This is a genomic window from Candidatus Neomarinimicrobiota bacterium, assembly GCA_018647265.1.
Classification (GTDB): domain Bacteria; phylum Fidelibacterota; class Marinisomatia; order Marinisomatales; family TCS55; genus TCS55.
Genome location: JABGTK010000004.1, coordinates 1 through 15,563, shown reverse-complemented (window position 1 = coordinate 15,563; position 15,563 = coordinate 1). Strand labels below are relative to the sequence as shown.

15 protein-coding genes, 1 tRNA gene and 1 riboswitch are annotated in these 15,563 nt (G+C 37.9%); of the genes, 7 read left to right on the top strand and 9 right to left on the bottom strand.

The window, feature by feature from the left end:
* The first annotated feature begins 77 nt into the window (after nt 1-77).
* Nucleotides 78-228, top strand: a riboswitch (cobalamin riboswitch).
* A 153-nt stretch (nt 229-381) separates the two neighbouring features.
* Nucleotides 382-2,313 carry a TonB-dependent receptor gene (locus tag HN459_00160; protein MBT3477853.1) on the top strand — a complete coding sequence of 644 codons (1,932 nt, stop codon included), beginning with the start codon at nt 382-384 and terminating at the stop codon, nt 2,311-2,313.
* Nucleotides 2,313-3,353, top strand: coding sequence for a hypothetical protein (locus tag HN459_00155; GenBank protein MBT3477852.1), 1,041 nt, complete (start codon nt 2,313-2,315; stop codon nt 3,351-3,353). Before HN459_00160 ends, HN459_00155 begins: the two co-directional genes overlap by 1 nt.
* Here the strand turns inward: HN459_00155 and HN459_00150 are convergent.
* The 3 genes from HN459_00150 to HN459_00140 are packed head-to-tail and all read right to left on the bottom strand — an operon-like array spanning nt 3,350 to nt 6,422.
* Nucleotides 3,350-4,945, bottom strand: a complete 1,596-nt coding sequence (locus HN459_00150; GenBank protein MBT3477851.1) for a hypothetical protein — start codon at nt 4,943-4,945, stop codon at nt 3,350-3,352. The genes HN459_00155 and HN459_00150 overlap by 4 nt on opposite strands.
* A gap of 3 nt (nt 4,946-4,948) precedes the next feature.
* Nucleotides 4,949-5,464 carry an ECF transporter S component gene (locus tag HN459_00145; protein MBT3477850.1) on the bottom strand — a complete coding sequence of 172 codons (516 nt, stop codon included), beginning with the start codon at nt 5,462-5,464 and terminating at the stop codon, nt 4,949-4,951.
* On the bottom strand, nt 5,457-6,422 hold the full coding sequence (locus HN459_00140) for an HD domain-containing protein (GenBank protein ID MBT3477849.1): 966 nt from the start codon (nt 6,420-6,422) through the stop codon (nt 5,457-5,459). The genes HN459_00145 and HN459_00140 overlap by 8 nt, the downstream gene beginning before the upstream one ends.
* Nucleotides 6,423-6,473: 51 nt before the next feature.
* Here HN459_00140 and HN459_00135 point away from each other — a divergent pair, with 51 nt between their 5' ends.
* Nucleotides 6,474-6,953: a GNAT family N-acetyltransferase gene (locus HN459_00135; GenBank protein MBT3477848.1), complete on the top strand. Its 480-nt coding sequence runs from the start codon at nt 6,474-6,476 to the stop codon at nt 6,951-6,953.
* On the opposite strand, the gene HN459_00130 is transcribed toward HN459_00135, so the two are convergent.
* The 6 genes from HN459_00130 to mltG all read right to left on the bottom strand — a co-directional run bounded on the left by HN459_00130 (nt 6,945) and on the right by mltG (nt 13,188).
* A complete protein-coding gene (locus tag HN459_00130; GenBank protein MBT3477847.1) occupies nt 6,945-7,103 on the bottom strand; it encodes a hypothetical protein in 159 nt (52 codons plus the stop codon). The two genes, HN459_00135 and HN459_00130, sit on opposite strands and share 9 nt — an antisense overlap.
* Nucleotides 7,103-9,205, bottom strand: coding sequence for a ferrous iron transport protein B (feoB, locus tag HN459_00125; protein ID MBT3477846.1), 2,103 nt, complete (start codon nt 9,203-9,205; stop codon nt 7,103-7,105). Before feoB ends, HN459_00130 begins: the two co-directional genes overlap by 1 nt.
* A complete protein-coding gene (locus HN459_00120) occupies nt 9,202-9,423 on the bottom strand; it encodes a ferrous iron transport protein A (protein MBT3477845.1) in 222 nt (73 codons plus the stop codon). Before HN459_00120 ends, feoB begins: the two co-directional genes overlap by 4 nt.
* A complete protein-coding gene (locus tag HN459_00115) occupies nt 9,420-9,848 on the bottom strand; it encodes a transcriptional repressor (GenBank protein ID MBT3477844.1) in 429 nt (142 codons plus the stop codon). The genes HN459_00120 and HN459_00115 overlap by 4 nt, the downstream gene beginning before the upstream one ends.
* A 100-nt stretch (nt 9,849-9,948) precedes the next feature.
* Entirely contained in the window at nt 9,949-12,132 is a 2,184-nt protein-coding gene (locus HN459_00110; GenBank protein MBT3477843.1) for a UvrD-helicase domain-containing protein, read from the bottom strand.
* 12 nt (nt 12,133-12,144) lie between these two features.
* Nucleotides 12,145-13,188: an endolytic transglycosylase MltG gene (gene mltG / locus HN459_00105; GenBank protein MBT3477842.1), complete on the bottom strand. Its 1,044-nt coding sequence runs from the start codon at nt 13,186-13,188 to the stop codon at nt 12,145-12,147.
* Nucleotides 13,189-13,342: 154 nt separating this feature from the next.
* Here mltG and HN459_00100 point away from each other — a divergent pair, with 154 nt between their 5' ends.
* The 4 genes from HN459_00100 to HN459_00085 all read left to right on the top strand — a co-directional run bounded on the left by HN459_00100 (nt 13,343) and on the right by HN459_00085 (nt 15,311).
* Complete coding sequence (locus HN459_00100; GenBank protein ID MBT3477841.1) at nt 13,343-13,570, top strand: DUF3098 domain-containing protein; 228 nt, start codon at nt 13,343-13,345, stop codon at nt 13,568-13,570.
* Nucleotides 13,571-13,584: 14 nt separating this feature from the next.
* Nucleotides 13,585-13,658, top strand: a tRNA-Asp gene (locus HN459_00095).
* A gap of 287 nt (nt 13,659-13,945) precedes the next feature.
* Nucleotides 13,946-14,275 (top strand): hypothetical protein, encoded by a 330-nt coding sequence (locus HN459_00090; GenBank protein MBT3477840.1) that lies wholly within the window; start codon nt 13,946-13,948, stop codon nt 14,273-14,275.
* 475 nt (nt 14,276-14,750) lie between these two features.
* Nucleotides 14,751-15,311, top strand: coding sequence for a hypothetical protein (locus HN459_00085; GenBank protein MBT3477839.1), 561 nt, complete (start codon nt 14,751-14,753; stop codon nt 15,309-15,311).
* Nucleotides 15,312-15,563: the final 252 nt, after the last annotated feature.

Sequence of the window (15,563 nt, the reverse complement as noted above, 5' to 3'; positions counted from 1 at the left end):
CTGAATCTATAAGTGCATCAATTTTTGAAAAATTTATTTAATTTGCATTGATGCATTTTAAGTAATGGTTTTATGCTACTAAATTCGAACCGTTATTTGAAACATTTTTGCCGCAGGGAAGCTCGTTTAATTCGGGCACAGTACCCGCTACTGTAATCGCTATAATACTATTTTAATGGTGTTCCACCAGCGTAAGTCAGGAGACCTGGGCAAGAATGTACATCCACTGACTTTCGGGAAAAAAAGTCATGATTCGATCAATTGAATTCACTCACAATTCGACCATCGTAGACTTTTTCCTGCCACCATTGGCGAGAATCATTGTCTAGATTTCTTCCATACATATTGTTTTTATCTATTGCTTTGGGCACGGAGCCTCAAGTGAGAGGTCTTGTTCAAAATGGTAACCGTCCAGTTTCCCATGCAATTATTGTTCACGATTCTTCAGGCTCATGGACCATGTCTGGTGAATATGGTTTTTTTACCACGGTCGGTGAATTGGGGGACAGTATTACCGTTTATCATTATGGGTTCAAAGATCAACATTTCGTTATTACCAATAATTCAGAATATATCGTTCAATTAAAAATGGACCCTGTCGAAATGGATCCCATAAATGTAAAGGGATTCCGACCGATTCATTCAAATAATTTTCAAGCCAAGAATGGGCGAAACCTTTCATCTACTATGGCGTCAATCCCTTCCCTTTCATTACGAACTTATGGCGGCATTGGAGGGTTGGGTACACTATCTATTGATGGGGGATTGACCTCTCACACCAAAATATTATGGAATGGGATCGATCTTACCAGTCCCCAAAATGGTGAAACTGATATATCACAAATGCCTTTTTTCATAATTAATAATTTGACCATTTCCCGAACACCGACATTATCTTATGGATCTGGAAGTATTGATGGTTCAATTTCAATTACAAACTCTAAAACTCCACGTATTAAAATAACATCTGGCAGTTTTGGTCTCCGTTCCATCGCAGGTCAAATCAAGATTCCATCTGAAACTTGGGAAACACATCTTGGATTTGGAAAATTAAGGTCAACTGGGAATTTTGATTATAGTCATTTAGGAAAAAGCGGGAAGATTCAAAATAATATATTTAAACAATCGTTTTATTCTATTGATACCAATTGTGCTATTTCAAATAGATGGTTTATATCTATTCAATCCCTTTTAACTCAACAGGACCGCGGTATTCCCGGGTTGGTTTTTTCGCCATCCCCAAAAGCAAAACGAAAAGATGCCCTTCAATTATTCAACCTTAGATCAATATGGCAAATACCCAACCATCTTTTTTCTGTTTCATTAACTTCCCGTCAAAGCGATGAACACTACATTAATCCACAATATGCCGTGGATAGTCGACATGACTTAACCGCATCCCAACTTGAAATGAGTTGGAAAACATCACCGCATAAATCCATCGAAATAGATCAAAAGCTATTCCTTAAAAAAGAAGAAATTTCCAGTACAGATACGAAGAATCATAATCGTGTTATTCAATCTTATGCCAATAGGATTATTTGGGCAATTTCAGAAAAGTTTTCGAATGAGAGCGGTGTTCGATTCGATCGGGAAAAAGGAAGATTCAGCATCTGGACATGGCAATCGGGGTTGGAATATGGAATGAAAAATGCTTCTGTGTCTATCATGGCGGGGAATGGATTTCGTTACCCAACTTTTAATGATATGTTCTGGAGTCCTGGTGGAGACCCATCCCTTTTGCCGGAAACAACACATTGGATTCGCGCTCATTGGGAAACAACTTTCCAGAAACACAATTTATCGATTCGCCACAGCTATAAAAACAGTAAAAACCTGATTCAATGGGCGCCAGGAGAAACCTATTGGCAGCCCCATAACATTGCCAATACGCTGCGGAATACAACCACCATCACATTGGATGGAGAATTAATCAAGAACATCCGCTATACTGCTCATTTCAGTTATAATAATTCTAAAGATTTGACCCAAAATAAACCATTGCGCTATGCACCAAAATATTTAGGTTCATTCAGTATAGAGGCCAATATCCTATCTTTGAACTACTGGCTGCAAGGACAATATACAGGTGAAAGAATTTCCCTATATAGTTGGCCTAAAGATGTCACAATAGCTCCCTATTTTATTTTTTCGGGCGGACTCGATTGGTCTGTGAACAAACAAATCAATATTCTTATTTCAGTAGAAAATTTTCTCAATAAAAATTATATGACAGTGAATAGTTATCCAGAACCGGGACGCAGTTTTTCACTTTCTATTCAATACAACCCTCAATTCAATAGGACTAAATAATGAACCGTGTATTTAAACTTGTTTTCTTTATTCCAGTGACGATTTTTTTTGGATGTGAAAACCTCTATAACAATGATACCGATCCTTTAACAGAAATGAATGTGTTCGTTCTCTGCGAAGGAAATTTTGGACAATCGAATGCCAGCCTTTGGATGTTAAATCCTGAGAAGCCGGAAATATCTGGCCCCATTTACCAAAACCAAACCGGTCAATCTTTGGGCGATATTTGCCAATCCATGACCGTGGATAACGACCGTCTTTTTGTTGTGAATAATAACAGTCATTCAATTGAAGAATTTTCTCTTGGCGGTGAACAAATCATCCATGTTAAGAAGATTGGTCTGGCCGGCGCTAGTCCTCGGCATATGGCTGTTTATAAAAATAAGGGCTATATCACCGCATGGAACGTAAACGGCATAATCGTGATGAATCTGAAAACATATGCCATTGAAGATACAATCCCCGTTAACGGCCTTCCTGAAATGATTATCTTCTATGAGGATTATCTATACACCAGTATTACTATGAAACCAGATTGGACAGCTGATAATCGCGTTTTAAAGATCTATAATGATGGAACGCTTTCTAAAACATTTGAAGTTGTTAAAGGCCCCGGGAATATGGTCATCCATGATAAGAAACTCTACGTCGCTAGCACCTACTATAACCCGGACTGGAGCACCACTGTGGGTAATTCTCTCATTGACTTGGTCACAGGTAAAGTAGATAAAAATGACTTGGGAAAAACAAGTGACTACGGCGCTGATATTTTGGCTTTTAATAATACTGTTTATCGATCATTCAAAACTGGAATTGCTCCATTGAACCCAAATTTATCAGCCGATGTAAACAGTATAATCGGGAAGACAAGCAGTACATATTCAGCAGCGGCGTTTGGAGAATTTTTATTTTTAGCTGATACTGATTACCAAGCCCCAGACAATGTTTATGTATACGATAATAAAGGTACCTTGGTTCACCAATACCAAGTTGGGGCTATCCCCGGTTCATTTGCTGTTTTTGAAAAAGAAGTGGATTAATTCTTAAAAGTCCAAGTTACACCAAATTGCATCATGCGTCCCAACTTTGAATATATATGGTTGGGGCGTGCCCAAACTAAATCTTCTGAAGAGGCACCACTAACACTTCCCACCGCATTCAGGATATTATTTACCTTATACGTAACTAACACACCTGATATATTAGCAATCGCTTCAAAATGAAAAAGCCATTGGTCCGGCAATATCCAATCGGCATTTGTATTGTTAAATGGTATTTGCCTGATTGGATCAAATCCAAAAGATTTCAATCGCGCGGCCGTACCGCTCCCCCATAGATGCGCATCAATTTTCATATTATTCTTAAATAAATTTAAATTCCCTTTTACTCCTAAAGAAGAAAAGGTACCAAAACCGCCTCCATTAATGGATGAATCTATTTGGGTAATTACATTCGAATAAACTGACCATTCATTTTTAAAAGTGTATCCGAAACCGACACCTGCAAATATGATTTTTTCATCAGTATTTGAATCTATTCCCTTTTGAACCAATGAAAGCGATCCAGTAATCCTCAACCCACCTTTATCTAACCCTCCTTTAATATCGGAATGACTCCAAAATTCAAATGATGATTTATCTGAGGGATCATCCAATTCAGGATGTTTTGGTTTCGGAGAACCACTTGATGAAAATTGAAAATATCCATTATTATATTTTTTAACATAATCCATATTAAATAAAAATGGGAATGCATCATCTGAATTCAATATTTGAAACCCTCCCATCAAAGATAGATTCCCAATTAATTTTGCCGAATACAATTTAGTCCAATTCAATGACCGGTTATGACGATTATCATTCACCTGTTGAGATTCTTGGACAAACCCAAATTTTATGCCACCCGATGATTCAATTTGAATATTGATACTACCACGGTTTACATCACGGTAATTTGAATCTACCAAAGATGAATGATGAATTAGACGATGCTGAAAAAATTGACCCACATAAGTATCCATGGTCCAATTTCCAAGTGGGTGTTGATAGCGAATTCCAGCACTGATTATATTTTCATTCTCAAGGCCGTTTGTAGTTGAATCCGGCAAACCACTGCGAGTAACAAATCTCCCAGCTGATAATTCCAATTTCTGCTCACCCTTTTTTGCACCATAGTTCACACGGTAGGAATGATGAATTGGGGAAGAACCGCCAGCGGGATGAAGGTAATGTCCTGTGTTTCCACCATGATTTCTCTTAAATCCTCGAATCTGGATTAGTCGATTTGGCTCCTCATAATCGGCGCCAATTTCCATTTGGTTATACAGATAATCTCCACGGTAATAATCAAAATAACTTTCTACATTATTTGAATCTGGCAAAACACTAAACTCGGGCAATAGACCTGTTTTAGACGGTTGAAATTTTCGAGATGTATAAGATCCATACCGATTGGGATATGACGTGTAGGATCCGTCAAAGAGGAGCATACCAGAGGTCCAGTCTCTATTCCAGAATAAAGCGCCATCGTTAATCATAATACCATTTTGACCGGCCCAATCAAAAGGAATTACAAAAGAACTTTGAGAAAACAATCCTACATTCAAGCTTAATAGAACAACCAATTTTCTCATATTTTATTTTAGATATTTTACCACACTGGGAACGGCAACAACAAATACTACAGCATTAGATATTTCATGCAAAATGATAAAACCCATACCTTTAACCAAAGCGGCCAAAACTCCTGCCATACCCAACCCTGCCGAGATGGGATAAGACACCAATGTTAAAACATCATAAATGAGTGTAACTGAGAAACCGACAATACTCAATCCAGCCAAAGAAATTACACTAAACTGTTTTCGATAGAAAATGGGGCGAACGAAACCACCCACTGCACCGGTGATGGACATACCAATTATCTGCATTAGAAATAAAGGCGGAAAGCTAAGGCCTGACCCCATTGGATTCAGTCCCGAATAAATAAAAATTGCCGTGCCCCCGACCAAGGTGCCCCACTTTGCTCCTAATGTTAATCCCGATAAAAAAACGATTACTGTAATAAGTTCCACATTTGGGACAAGCATAAGAGAAAAACCCATTCCAATTGCCAGGGCGCAAAATATCGCAGCCCGGACCAAATTATTCAAACCCATCTGCACCTTTGTATAACGGGATACGAAAATAATTATGCCTGTTAGTGAAGTCCCCATCTTCTCTATCTTCCTTCAAAGCCATGTCCATGATATTCATCTGTGAATCAGTTACATCAATAAGATGAACCAAAAGCGCTTCTTTAAAAGCCGGTTTTTTGGGACTTTGCCATTCATACTTCCCTTGATGGGCAAGGATGATATGTTCCACTTTTAATAGTAGGTTTTCGGGGAATTTTTTAATTTTCTTCGCAGCGGATCGGGCCATATCCCGACCCATAACTATATGGCCAATCAAATTACCATGTTCCGTAAAGGTAGCTTCGTAATCTGATTCAATCTCATAGATTTTACCTATATCATGTAAGAGGACCCCGGTAAGGACCAAGTCAGTATCTAGTTGATAATGGGGCGCCAGCTGCACAGCCATTTTTGACATGGACAGAATATGTTCTAAAAATCCGGAACGATAATTATGATGCATAGATACGGATGCAGGATGAGTGAATAGTTTTTCTTTATTTTCCGAATAAATATTTCCACATAGTTTTTTCAGAAAAGGATTTTTCATTTTTCGAATTAATGAATTAATATTCTTCCACATATCCTTAGGATCTGCTTGGGCAGTTGGCATCACTAAAGCAGGATCAAATCCATATCTGGCATAGTTTTGAACCGTAGCCTTATTAATTCTTTTGATAGATAACTGTGGTCTTTCGAGAAAAATATCCACCTCACCTTTGATAGCTACAGCATCACCACTTGAAAATTTTTCATTAAATTCGGCCACTTTATCCCACACTTTACCATGGACTTGACCGGTGCGATCTCTCAGAATTAAATCTAAATAAAGATCACCGGCGCGAGTATGACGAAGGTGTTTTTCAACACAGAGATAAAACCCCTGGATGGTGTCGCCTTCTTTAAATTTTGAAATGGTAACTATGGACTTCATTGGTTCTAAATTTCAGGCATAAACTTACGAAAATATCAGTAAAGAACACCTATGTCCATCACAATCAAAAAAGTCAGTTACACCAAACCTAAGGATGCCCGCATCTTAGAAGCGGTCATGACAAAATGGTTTAAGAATCCTAAAGATTTGAATTTAACAGACCCACGGATGGCCTATCCCTTCAGTTTTAAAAAATGGGTTGCCATGACCTATGCCAATGATGACATCCATAGTTTCGCATTGGTCAATGAAAAATGGATCGTGGGGATTGGAAATCTCATGATTATCCAGGATTCAAACCGCGCCCATGCACTCCATATTTATATCGATAAAGAATATAGAGGACAGGGATTAGGTGAAAAAATGATGAAATATCTTGAATCACTCGCACGGGAAAAACAAATTGAAACAATGACACTTCGGGTTATGCCAAAAAACGAACCGGCTAGAAAGTTATATGAAAAGCTGGGATTTGAATTGAATGGAACTTCCAAGCTGGGGAGCCTTATGCTGGAGAAAAAACTAGTTTGACTCTTCTTTTTTATCCATCATGTCAGGGACAGGACAATCATCACACTTAGGATCAACTTCCGGTTTATTCAATTGCCGAACAAAAACACTAATAACATATCCAGTGGCAATGATTCCAATTCCAATCGCAATAAGCGTTTGCATTTCCATTAGCTAAAACCCAATAGCAACCCGCACTGATAAACTACCATAGCGCCAAAATAGGCTAAGGCGGTCATATAGGCGACCATGAACAGAGGCCATTTCCATGAGTTTGTTTCCTGGCGCACAATGGCAAAGGTAGCCATACATTGAGCGGCAAAAACGTAAAAAACCATCAATGCCAATGCTACCAACGGCGTATATACAGGCAACCCAGTTTTATCATCAGTATCGTTTAGCATTGCCTCCCTCAAGTTAACAGTTTCATCCCCACTATCTTCAACATTGTAAATGGTTGCCATTGTAGAAACCATTACCTCTCTTGCCGCAAACGATGTTAACAATCCAATGCCGATCTTCCAGTCAAAACCCAAAGGACGGATGACCGGCTCCATGGCATGGCCAATCTTGCCTGCGTAACTATGATGAATGGGATTCACATCAACTGATTGTGGATCCACTTTTGGGAAGGATGCTAAAAACCATAATAATATGGAAATAGCCATAATAATCTTTCCCGCATTTACCAAAAATAATTTCCCCCGAATGAAAACATGACGAATAACGGAACGGGCAATAGGAACACGATATGGAGGCAACTCCATTACAAAAGATGATGATGATTTTTCTTTGATAAATTTGCTGAATATTTTAGCTAGAATCAGCGCGGTTACGGTTCCCAAAAAATACATAAATACTAATGTTAATCCCTGAAGATTAAAGATACCACCCACAATTACAGGCGGTATAAAAGCACCGATTAACAGGGTATAAACAGGAAGACGGGCGCTACAGCTCATGAGAGGTAAAATTAAAATTGTAACCAACCGCTCCTTCCAACTGTCAATTGTTCTTGTTGACATGATTCCAGGGATGGCACAGGCATAACCGCTCATTAAGGGTAAAACTGATTTACCGTGGAGTCCCATTTTTGTCATTCCTCGATCTAGCATAAAAGCGACCCGTGCCATATAGCCCGTATCTTCTAATATTGTCAGGAAGAAACTCAATATTAAAATTTGCGGCAGGAAAATAACGATAGCACCAACACCAGCGATAATTCCTTCAACCAATATATCACGAAGCATTCCTGAAGGCATATTGGACAAAATAAATACAGAAACTTGGTCGACCCCCGCTTGGATCCAATCCATGGGAACTGTGGCCCATGTAAATATGGATTGAAAAATGAAATATAGAATAGTGATAAATATGGCCGGTCCTCCCCAGCGATGGGTAAGGATATTGTCCCACTTTTCACTGCGAGATTCCTTTTCAATCTTCGGTCTGCTTCGCTTATGAACTGTATTAACAATGTCATCAATCCAACGATATCGAAGGGTAGCTTCAACCGTTTGGGGCTGATATCCCAGTTCAAAGATTGCTTCATTGATAGAATTAAATTGGGATGAATCGCCATTTACATTTCTGAAATGGGTGACCTTTCGCAATAATTGGGCTACAGCAAAATCTTTCGAATAAAATTGAGGGTCTATTAATGGAGATAGGTGTTCTACTATTTTATCATTCAACCAGGGCAATGAATGTTTTGAACATTTACCCGATCTCAACACTGTCCCAATCATTAATTTTAGTTCATCCAACCCCTGATTCTTTTTTGCTGAAATAGGAACAACGCCATTAACTCCCAATTTTTTTGCCAGTTTCTTGCAATCGATTTGTTGGCCATCGTTCAGGAGATCCATCATATTCAATGCCACAATTACAGGAATATTTAAATCGAGAAGTTGGGAAGTGAGGAAAAGATTTCGCGCCAAATTTGAGGCATCAACCACAGAAATAATGATAGCGGGAGGCGATTCACCTTTGGCCCAATCGGTAACCTGTTCCGAAACAATTTCTTCGTCGAATGATTCCGGTTGAAGACTATAAGTCCCGGGTAAATCCAATACTTTGTATGATAGATTTTCCGAATAAACTAAACCGATTTTTTTCTCTACTGTTACACCAGGATAATTGGATACTTTTTGGTTCAGTCCTGTTAGTAGGTTAAAGATTGCCGTTTTACCACAATTGGGATTCCCTACCAGAGCTACCCACTTCGAATCAGTATCCAAGGCAGGGTTATTTTCAAAAAAATGCTGTTTCATTTTATCAGGTCAATTTGACGGGCATCTTGCCAACGAATTGACAAATAAGAATCACGAAATTTTATTTCAACAGGACCTTTAAAGGGCGCTTGTTTTACCATTCGAACTTCAATTCCAGATAGGAGACCCAGTTCAACCAAACGATTTTGGAGATGAGTATCCCCTTTTATATCATTTATGGTACCTGTTTCTCCCGGATTTAAATCGGTTAAAATCATGCTTTTTTACACTCACTACAAATCACAAATAATTGATGAATATGACGAATAAGTTTAAAGTTAAACTTTTCTACTATTTTATCCTGACGCTCTTCAATCACCTCATCCATAAATTCTTCAATTTTGCCACACTGGACGCAAATCAAATGGTCGTGATGAGTCGAATCTATCTTATGTTCATAGCGTGCACGGCCGTCTCCCAATTCTAATTTGCGAACCATATTATTTTTCACCAATACATCAATGGTTCGATAAACAGTAGCCCGGGATACGGTTAACCCTGAATTTCTTAGAGATAAATAAATTTCTTCTGCATCTCGATGAGCATCCGTTGCACGTAATTCATCCCAAACAGCTTGTCGCTGCTGAGTATATCTAAGTCCTTCTTTTCTTAATGCTTTTTTTAGTGGTTCTGGGGATGCCATAAAATCATTCTATTTTATTGAGATTGAGTCTCATAAAATAAGAACAAACACGTTTCTAAATAAAGGAATATATAAAATAATCAGTCGGACTCGACCGCGATTATACTTGGGGAGATTCGACTTTCTTTAGGTTGGCAAATTTAACAACGAGTTTTTTCTTAAGCCCATCTTTAAATACAATACCTACGCGCTGGTTTTCACCTTGGCCACTCAAAGCCATAACTTTACCAATTCCAAATATGGCATGTTCTACAAAGTCACCAACGATAAAATCATCAAAAACCACAACTGTACGACTTACAGCAGTCTTTGTATTATAACCTGGTCTGCCACCCACAACTTTTCGTGTAAGTGCAGATGTAAATGAAATTTTCTCTAATTTATCTTCGGGCATTTCATGGACAAACCTTGAAACCATACCGTAAAGATCTTCAGAGCCAAAACGACGACGGTGATTTGCATACATGAGATAAACTTTTTCCATGGCGCGGGTTAACCCTACATAAAATAATCGCCGTTCTTCTTCAAGTTTCTCTTGCGCTTCTAGTGCACTATAAAGGGGAAATAATCCATCTTCTAGTCCCGTGATAAAGACGACAGGGAATTCCAATCCTTTGGCCGCATGAAGTGTCATTAATGTTACGCGGTTTGTTTCATCATTCCATTGATCTAAATCGGTCAACAGAGATACTTCTTCTAAAAACTGGGATAGGCCACCTTCAGGTGTACGAAGCATGAATTCATCTACACTTCGGAGGAATTCCATCACATTTTCTAATCGATCCCGATCTTCCGGCGCCGAACTGGCGCGATAATACTGAATAATTCCAGCTTCTTCCACCAAGGTTCGAACCAACTCACCCGCATTTAATTTTGGAAGGAGTTCATTGTATTTTTTAATAATTGTGAAAAAGGATTGTAATGAATCTGCCTGTTTCCCACGAATACCCATATTCCCTGGAAAGTTCAAAACTTCAATCATATCGGTCTTTTTATCCGCAGCCTCGATAACACATTTATCCACTGTTTTCATTCCAATGCCGCGAGGTGGAAAATTAATCACTCGGCGCATAGAAATTGTATCTTTTGGATTTACAATTAAGGAAATATAGCCGATTAAATCTTTAATTTCTTTCCGTTCATAAAATCGGAAACCACCCACAATATTATAGGGAATCCCGGAACGGCGGAAGGCATCCTCCAATGAACGTGATTGAGAATTGGTGCGATACAGGATAGCAAAATCACTGAAATTGCGTTTTTGAAGTTTAATTTCTTTTTCCAATGCATTCACCACAGCATCTGCTTCTTCCATCTCATCATTGGTTTCAATCAAACCCAGTTTTTCACCGGCACCATTATGAGGTATTAATTCTTTTGGTGCACGATTAACATTGTTTTTTACGACAGAAGCGGCCGCTTCCAAAATATGTGCAGATGATCGATAATTTTTTTCCAGTTTAAACACTTCACAATTTCCAAAATTCTTTTCAAAATCAAGAATATTTCGAATGTCTGCGCCACGCCATCCGTAAATAGATTGATCATCATCACCCACCACACAAATTTGTTGGTGTTTTTGGGCCAAGTATTTAACCAGCATAAACTGTGGTTTATTTGTATCCTGATATTCATCCACCAAGATATATTGCCAGTTTTCACGGTATTTTTCTAAAATAGCCGGATGTTTCTCAAAAAGTTCTATAGGAAGCAGTAACAAATCATCAAAATCGACAGCATTATTTTTTGCCAACGCTTTTTGATAATTTTTATAAATATCCGCGTAGGTTTTTTCGATTACTAAATGTGCTTTCTTTTTAGCTTCTTCTGGTTTGATTAGTTTATTTTTGAAATAACTGATCTTATGACGAACCTCTTGTGGCGTAACATAATTCTTGGGTATATCCATGGCTTCGAGGACCACTTTAACTAAGGTAACCTGGTCCGCAACATCAAAAATAGAAAAATCAGAAGAATAACCTAGATGATGAATCTCTTTACGTAAAACACGCGCACAAATAGAATGAAATGTGCCAATGGTTGACCTCATTTTAGATTCCTTAATCAGGCCATTAACCCGACCACGCATTTCTTGGGCTGCTTTATTTGTAAAAGTAACCGCTAATATATTTTCGGCAGGAACCAGATTATTTTCTATTAAGTGGGCAATCTTGTGGGTTAATACGCGCGTTTTCCCACTGCCGGCACCAGCAAAAATCAAGACAGGTCTTCCAAAAGCTTCAACAGCTGCTTTTTGCACTTTATTCAGATTTCGTTTACTCATTTGGTATGTGTACTATCCCTTTTTTGCTTTTTGTCTTCTGTTCTTACGCCGGATTTTTTGAAATTCACGTTTGGCCTTAATATGTTCATCCTGTGTCCGCGAAAAGGTATGATATCCATCCCCCTTAGCCACGAAATACAAATATTCTGTATTCGCAGGATACAACGCTGCTTTTATAGATTCTATCCCCGGGTTATTAATCGGCCCCGGTGGAAGTCCATAATTCAAATATGTATTGTACGGCGATTTGATTTTCAAATCTTTATTAAACAAGCGCCGCGGGCTGTCTTCAATAATATATTGGATTGTAGGGTCAGCCTGGAGCCGCATGCCTTTTTTCAGGCGATTGTGATATACACCTGAAATTACCGGCCTTTCACGATTGTAAATCGCTTCACCTTCAACGATAGAAGCAAGGGTCAAGACTTCCGTTTCTGTCATACCTACTTCATTCATCCGCACTTTCAAATCTTCTGTAAAATTTTTCTGGAATTCTTCCATTAACCGGTTGATTACATCCTGTGGCGCTTCATCTTCTGCAAAGCGATAAGTTTCAGGAAAAAGATATCCTTCAAATGAATCAGCCTCAATTCCCCACTTCCAGAGCAGTAATTTATTTTTACAGGCATTTTCGAATAACTGAGAATCCATTCCAATTTTAGATTCAAGTTCTCGAGCAACCATAGAAATCGTCCAGCCTTCCAGAATTGTTACCCTTTTATTCACATGGGTTCCATTCACCAATTGGTCGATAATATCAAAATTGGTTTGCGCTTTAACCAATTTAAATCTTCCGGCGGGAATGTCCTTTTCATACCCCAGTGCCTTAACGGCTAAAAGAAACGATCGTTCGTTGCGAATCACTTTATAATCCTGCAATTGGGTACTCACCTCTTTAAGGGAAGCACCTTTTGATATGGTCACCTTTACCGAATCATAGGGATTTCCCTGGGGCCAGAATAATACGAGGCTATAAAAAGCCAATAAAATGCCCAGCACGACAGCCGCTGTAATTCCAATAAAACTTTGACCCAAATGAAACTGATATTTTTCCATCGTTTATGGGGGCGAAAGTTATACGTATTTACCCACGCAAGGCAATTTCTATTGTTTAGAATCTTAATAACCCCAATACACACCCTATAAATTCAACTAAAATCATAAAAACTCATTGGCAGAGCATATCGAAAAGTGTAATTTTGCCGTCGCAATGAGTAATAATAATACAAATGGTGTCTCTCTTTTTGAAGGGTGGGCTTTTGGGAAAATCAATTATATCCTATTCGCATTTGGTGTTAGTCTTCTTTTAGTCGGTTATGCCTTAATGGCGACCGGATCGGTAAACAGCTTTCAAAGTCTCACGCTTGCCCCCATTCTTCTTTTTTTGGGATATGTGATTGTGATTCCTTTCTCCTTGGTTTATCGCTTAAAAAAGTAAGTTCATTTATATTTGGGATCGTAGTTCAGTTGGTTAGAACGCCGGCCTGTCAAGCCGGAGGTCGAGGGTTCGAGTCCCTTCGGTCCCGCAGTAAATTGAAGCCCTGTTTATCCTCGATAAACGGGGTTTTTTTGTAGCCTTAAGAAGCAGTAGTTAATATCAATGAACTTTTGGGATTTAAGCTCTCAAGTAGCAAATAGTGCTACCATAGTGCTACCCTTCTACCCTTTCTAATCAAAAAACTCAACCAAAGTTCCAACCTGTAAAAACCAAATGGGGGGTGTACCCTTTAAATAAAAGACACACCCACATTGCTGGGTAATTTTTTGTAATTTCCTGTATGAAACGCCTCTGGTTCAAATAAAAGAGATATTCATGAATATCTCAAATAAGGGAAAAAAAGCTTCAGGTTTTACTGAGTCTACAATAAATAGTATGCATTGGAGATGGTATCTAGGTGAGTTTGATAACCTTGAAGTGTTTGATGAAGGTCTTTGGTTTGCCGTAATAGATATTAATTTTGTATACAATGGAACTAAATATGTGAAATTCAAACCAAAAATTCCACTTGAGGATGGTGCAGAAAAATGGGCAAAGCAATCGTATATGTTAGAATACGGGTTTGTTGATTCATTTTTTCACTTAGCCAAAAACATGTCATCATGGGAAGGCGATTATTTAATATTAAAATACAAAGATAATTAATAATGAAGTATTGTGAATTTTTCAAAAAGAAATATGGTGTATGAAAACCACCCAAAGGATTGAAGCAAGAGCCCCGCCAAGTAGCGGGGTTTTTTGTTTATAAAAGAGACACCCACATTATTATATAATTTTTTGTAATTACTTTCATTGTGGTGTAATATTACTCTATCTTGTAATAAAAGGAGTTCGGTATGAATAAAACTCAAAAAATATTTGTGCTTATTATCTCTTTTCTTGTTCTTTTTACAATATGTATATGGCTTTGGCAACTGGACGACCCGACTCGGGTAGATGCTTGGGTTCTACCACTCATTATAACTGCAATAATCGGTTTCTTTCTTTTCAAAGACAAATAAGTCTAAATGAAACGCCTTGGGGTTAAATAGCCCCACACTCGTGGGGTTTTTGTTTGGTGGACATTTGGGGTTAATCAGTTGTAATATAATTTATTATGAGACAATGTATAGCACTCTTTATGCTTATTGGCTTAACATATGGGCAAGATTTACCTAAAATTGCAGTTTACGGAATAAAGGGAGGTACATTTGGTTCAGAAGATTCAGAAAAATTTAGTATTGCATTAGAAAAATATTTGCTCATAAGTAAAAAATACAATGTAATTGATAGAACGAGTATTAACACTATTTTGGATGAATCGGGTTTGAGCCAAAAAGGATTTCTTGAATCCCCGAGTAAGTTTAGTGGATTAATAAATATTGATTATCTGATTACAGGTCGAGCACCATTTGTTAAAATGATTGATGTAAGAAATGGATTGATTATTGGTGCTGCATCCTTTGATTTTCCTGCAGATGAATATAGTAGTTACAATAGTCAAGAGGCTTGGAAAAAGGAAATAGATAAAACTGCACAATTAGTAATTAATCAATTAACTGGTATTGATAATTCAAATAATTCGATTATATATACAAATGATTATTTATTGAGCAAAATAAAAGGTGCTGAGAGCCTAATGAGTATGGGATTTATGATTGATATTCTGTTTGCCTTATGTTTAGTAATATTGACATTTTGAAAGAGTCAATTAAATGAAACGCCTCTGTGTCATATTATTTGTATTTCCAATCTTTGCTCAAAATCAATGGGGCAGTACAGAAGTTCAAGACCCTTGCAATAATCAAGAATATCTAATTTTTAAAGAAATAGTTGATACCAAAGGAACCATAGGTCTGACAAAGATTGTTAATGGTGTTGTTGATTATGAAAAAATGTGGTCGTACAGAATATATGAGGACCGATGTAATGCATATCAGCACAACCCTGGTGG

What these genes read in the sequence shown, in the direction of transcription:
- HN459_00155 (MBT3477852.1), top strand. Translation starts at nt 2,313, where the DNA reads ATGAACCGTGTATTTAAACTTGTTTTCTTTATTCCAGTGACGATTTTT.
- HN459_00150 (MBT3477851.1), bottom strand. Translation starts at nt 4,945, where the DNA reads ATGAGAAAATTGGTTGTTCTATTAAGCTTGAATGTAGGATTGTTTTCT.
- HN459_00140 (MBT3477849.1), bottom strand. Translation starts at nt 6,422, where the DNA reads ATGAAGTCCATAGTTACCATTTCAAAATTTAAAGAAGGCGACACCATC.
- HN459_00135 (MBT3477848.1), top strand. Translation starts at nt 6,474, where the DNA reads ATGTCCATCACAATCAAAAAAGTCAGTTACACCAAACCTAAGGATGCC.
- HN459_00130 (MBT3477847.1), bottom strand. Translation starts at nt 7,103, where the DNA reads ATGGAAATGCAAACGCTTATTGCGATTGGAATTGGAATCATTGCCACT.
- feoB (MBT3477846.1), bottom strand. Translation starts at nt 9,205, where the DNA reads ATGAAACAGCATTTTTTTGAAAATAACCCTGCCTTGGATACTGATTCG.
- HN459_00120 (MBT3477845.1), bottom strand. Translation starts at nt 9,423, where the DNA reads ATGATTTTAACCGATTTAAATCCGGGAGAAACAGGTACCATAAATGAT.
- HN459_00115 (MBT3477844.1), bottom strand. Translation starts at nt 9,848, where the DNA reads ATGGCATCCCCAGAACCACTAAAAAAAGCATTAAGAAAAGAAGGACTT.
- HN459_00110 (MBT3477843.1), bottom strand. Translation starts at nt 12,132, where the DNA reads ATGAGTAAACGAAATCTGAATAAAGTGCAAAAAGCAGCTGTTGAAGCT.
- mltG (MBT3477842.1), bottom strand. Translation starts at nt 13,188, where the DNA reads ATGGAAAAATATCAGTTTCATTTGGGTCAAAGTTTTATTGGAATTACA.
- HN459_00100 (MBT3477841.1), top strand. Translation starts at nt 13,343, where the DNA reads ATGAGTAATAATAATACAAATGGTGTCTCTCTTTTTGAAGGGTGGGCT.
- HN459_00090 (MBT3477840.1), top strand. Translation starts at nt 13,946, where the DNA reads ATGAATATCTCAAATAAGGGAAAAAAAGCTTCAGGTTTTACTGAGTCT.
- HN459_00085 (MBT3477839.1), top strand. Translation starts at nt 14,751, where the DNA reads ATGCTTATTGGCTTAACATATGGGCAAGATTTACCTAAAATTGCAGTT.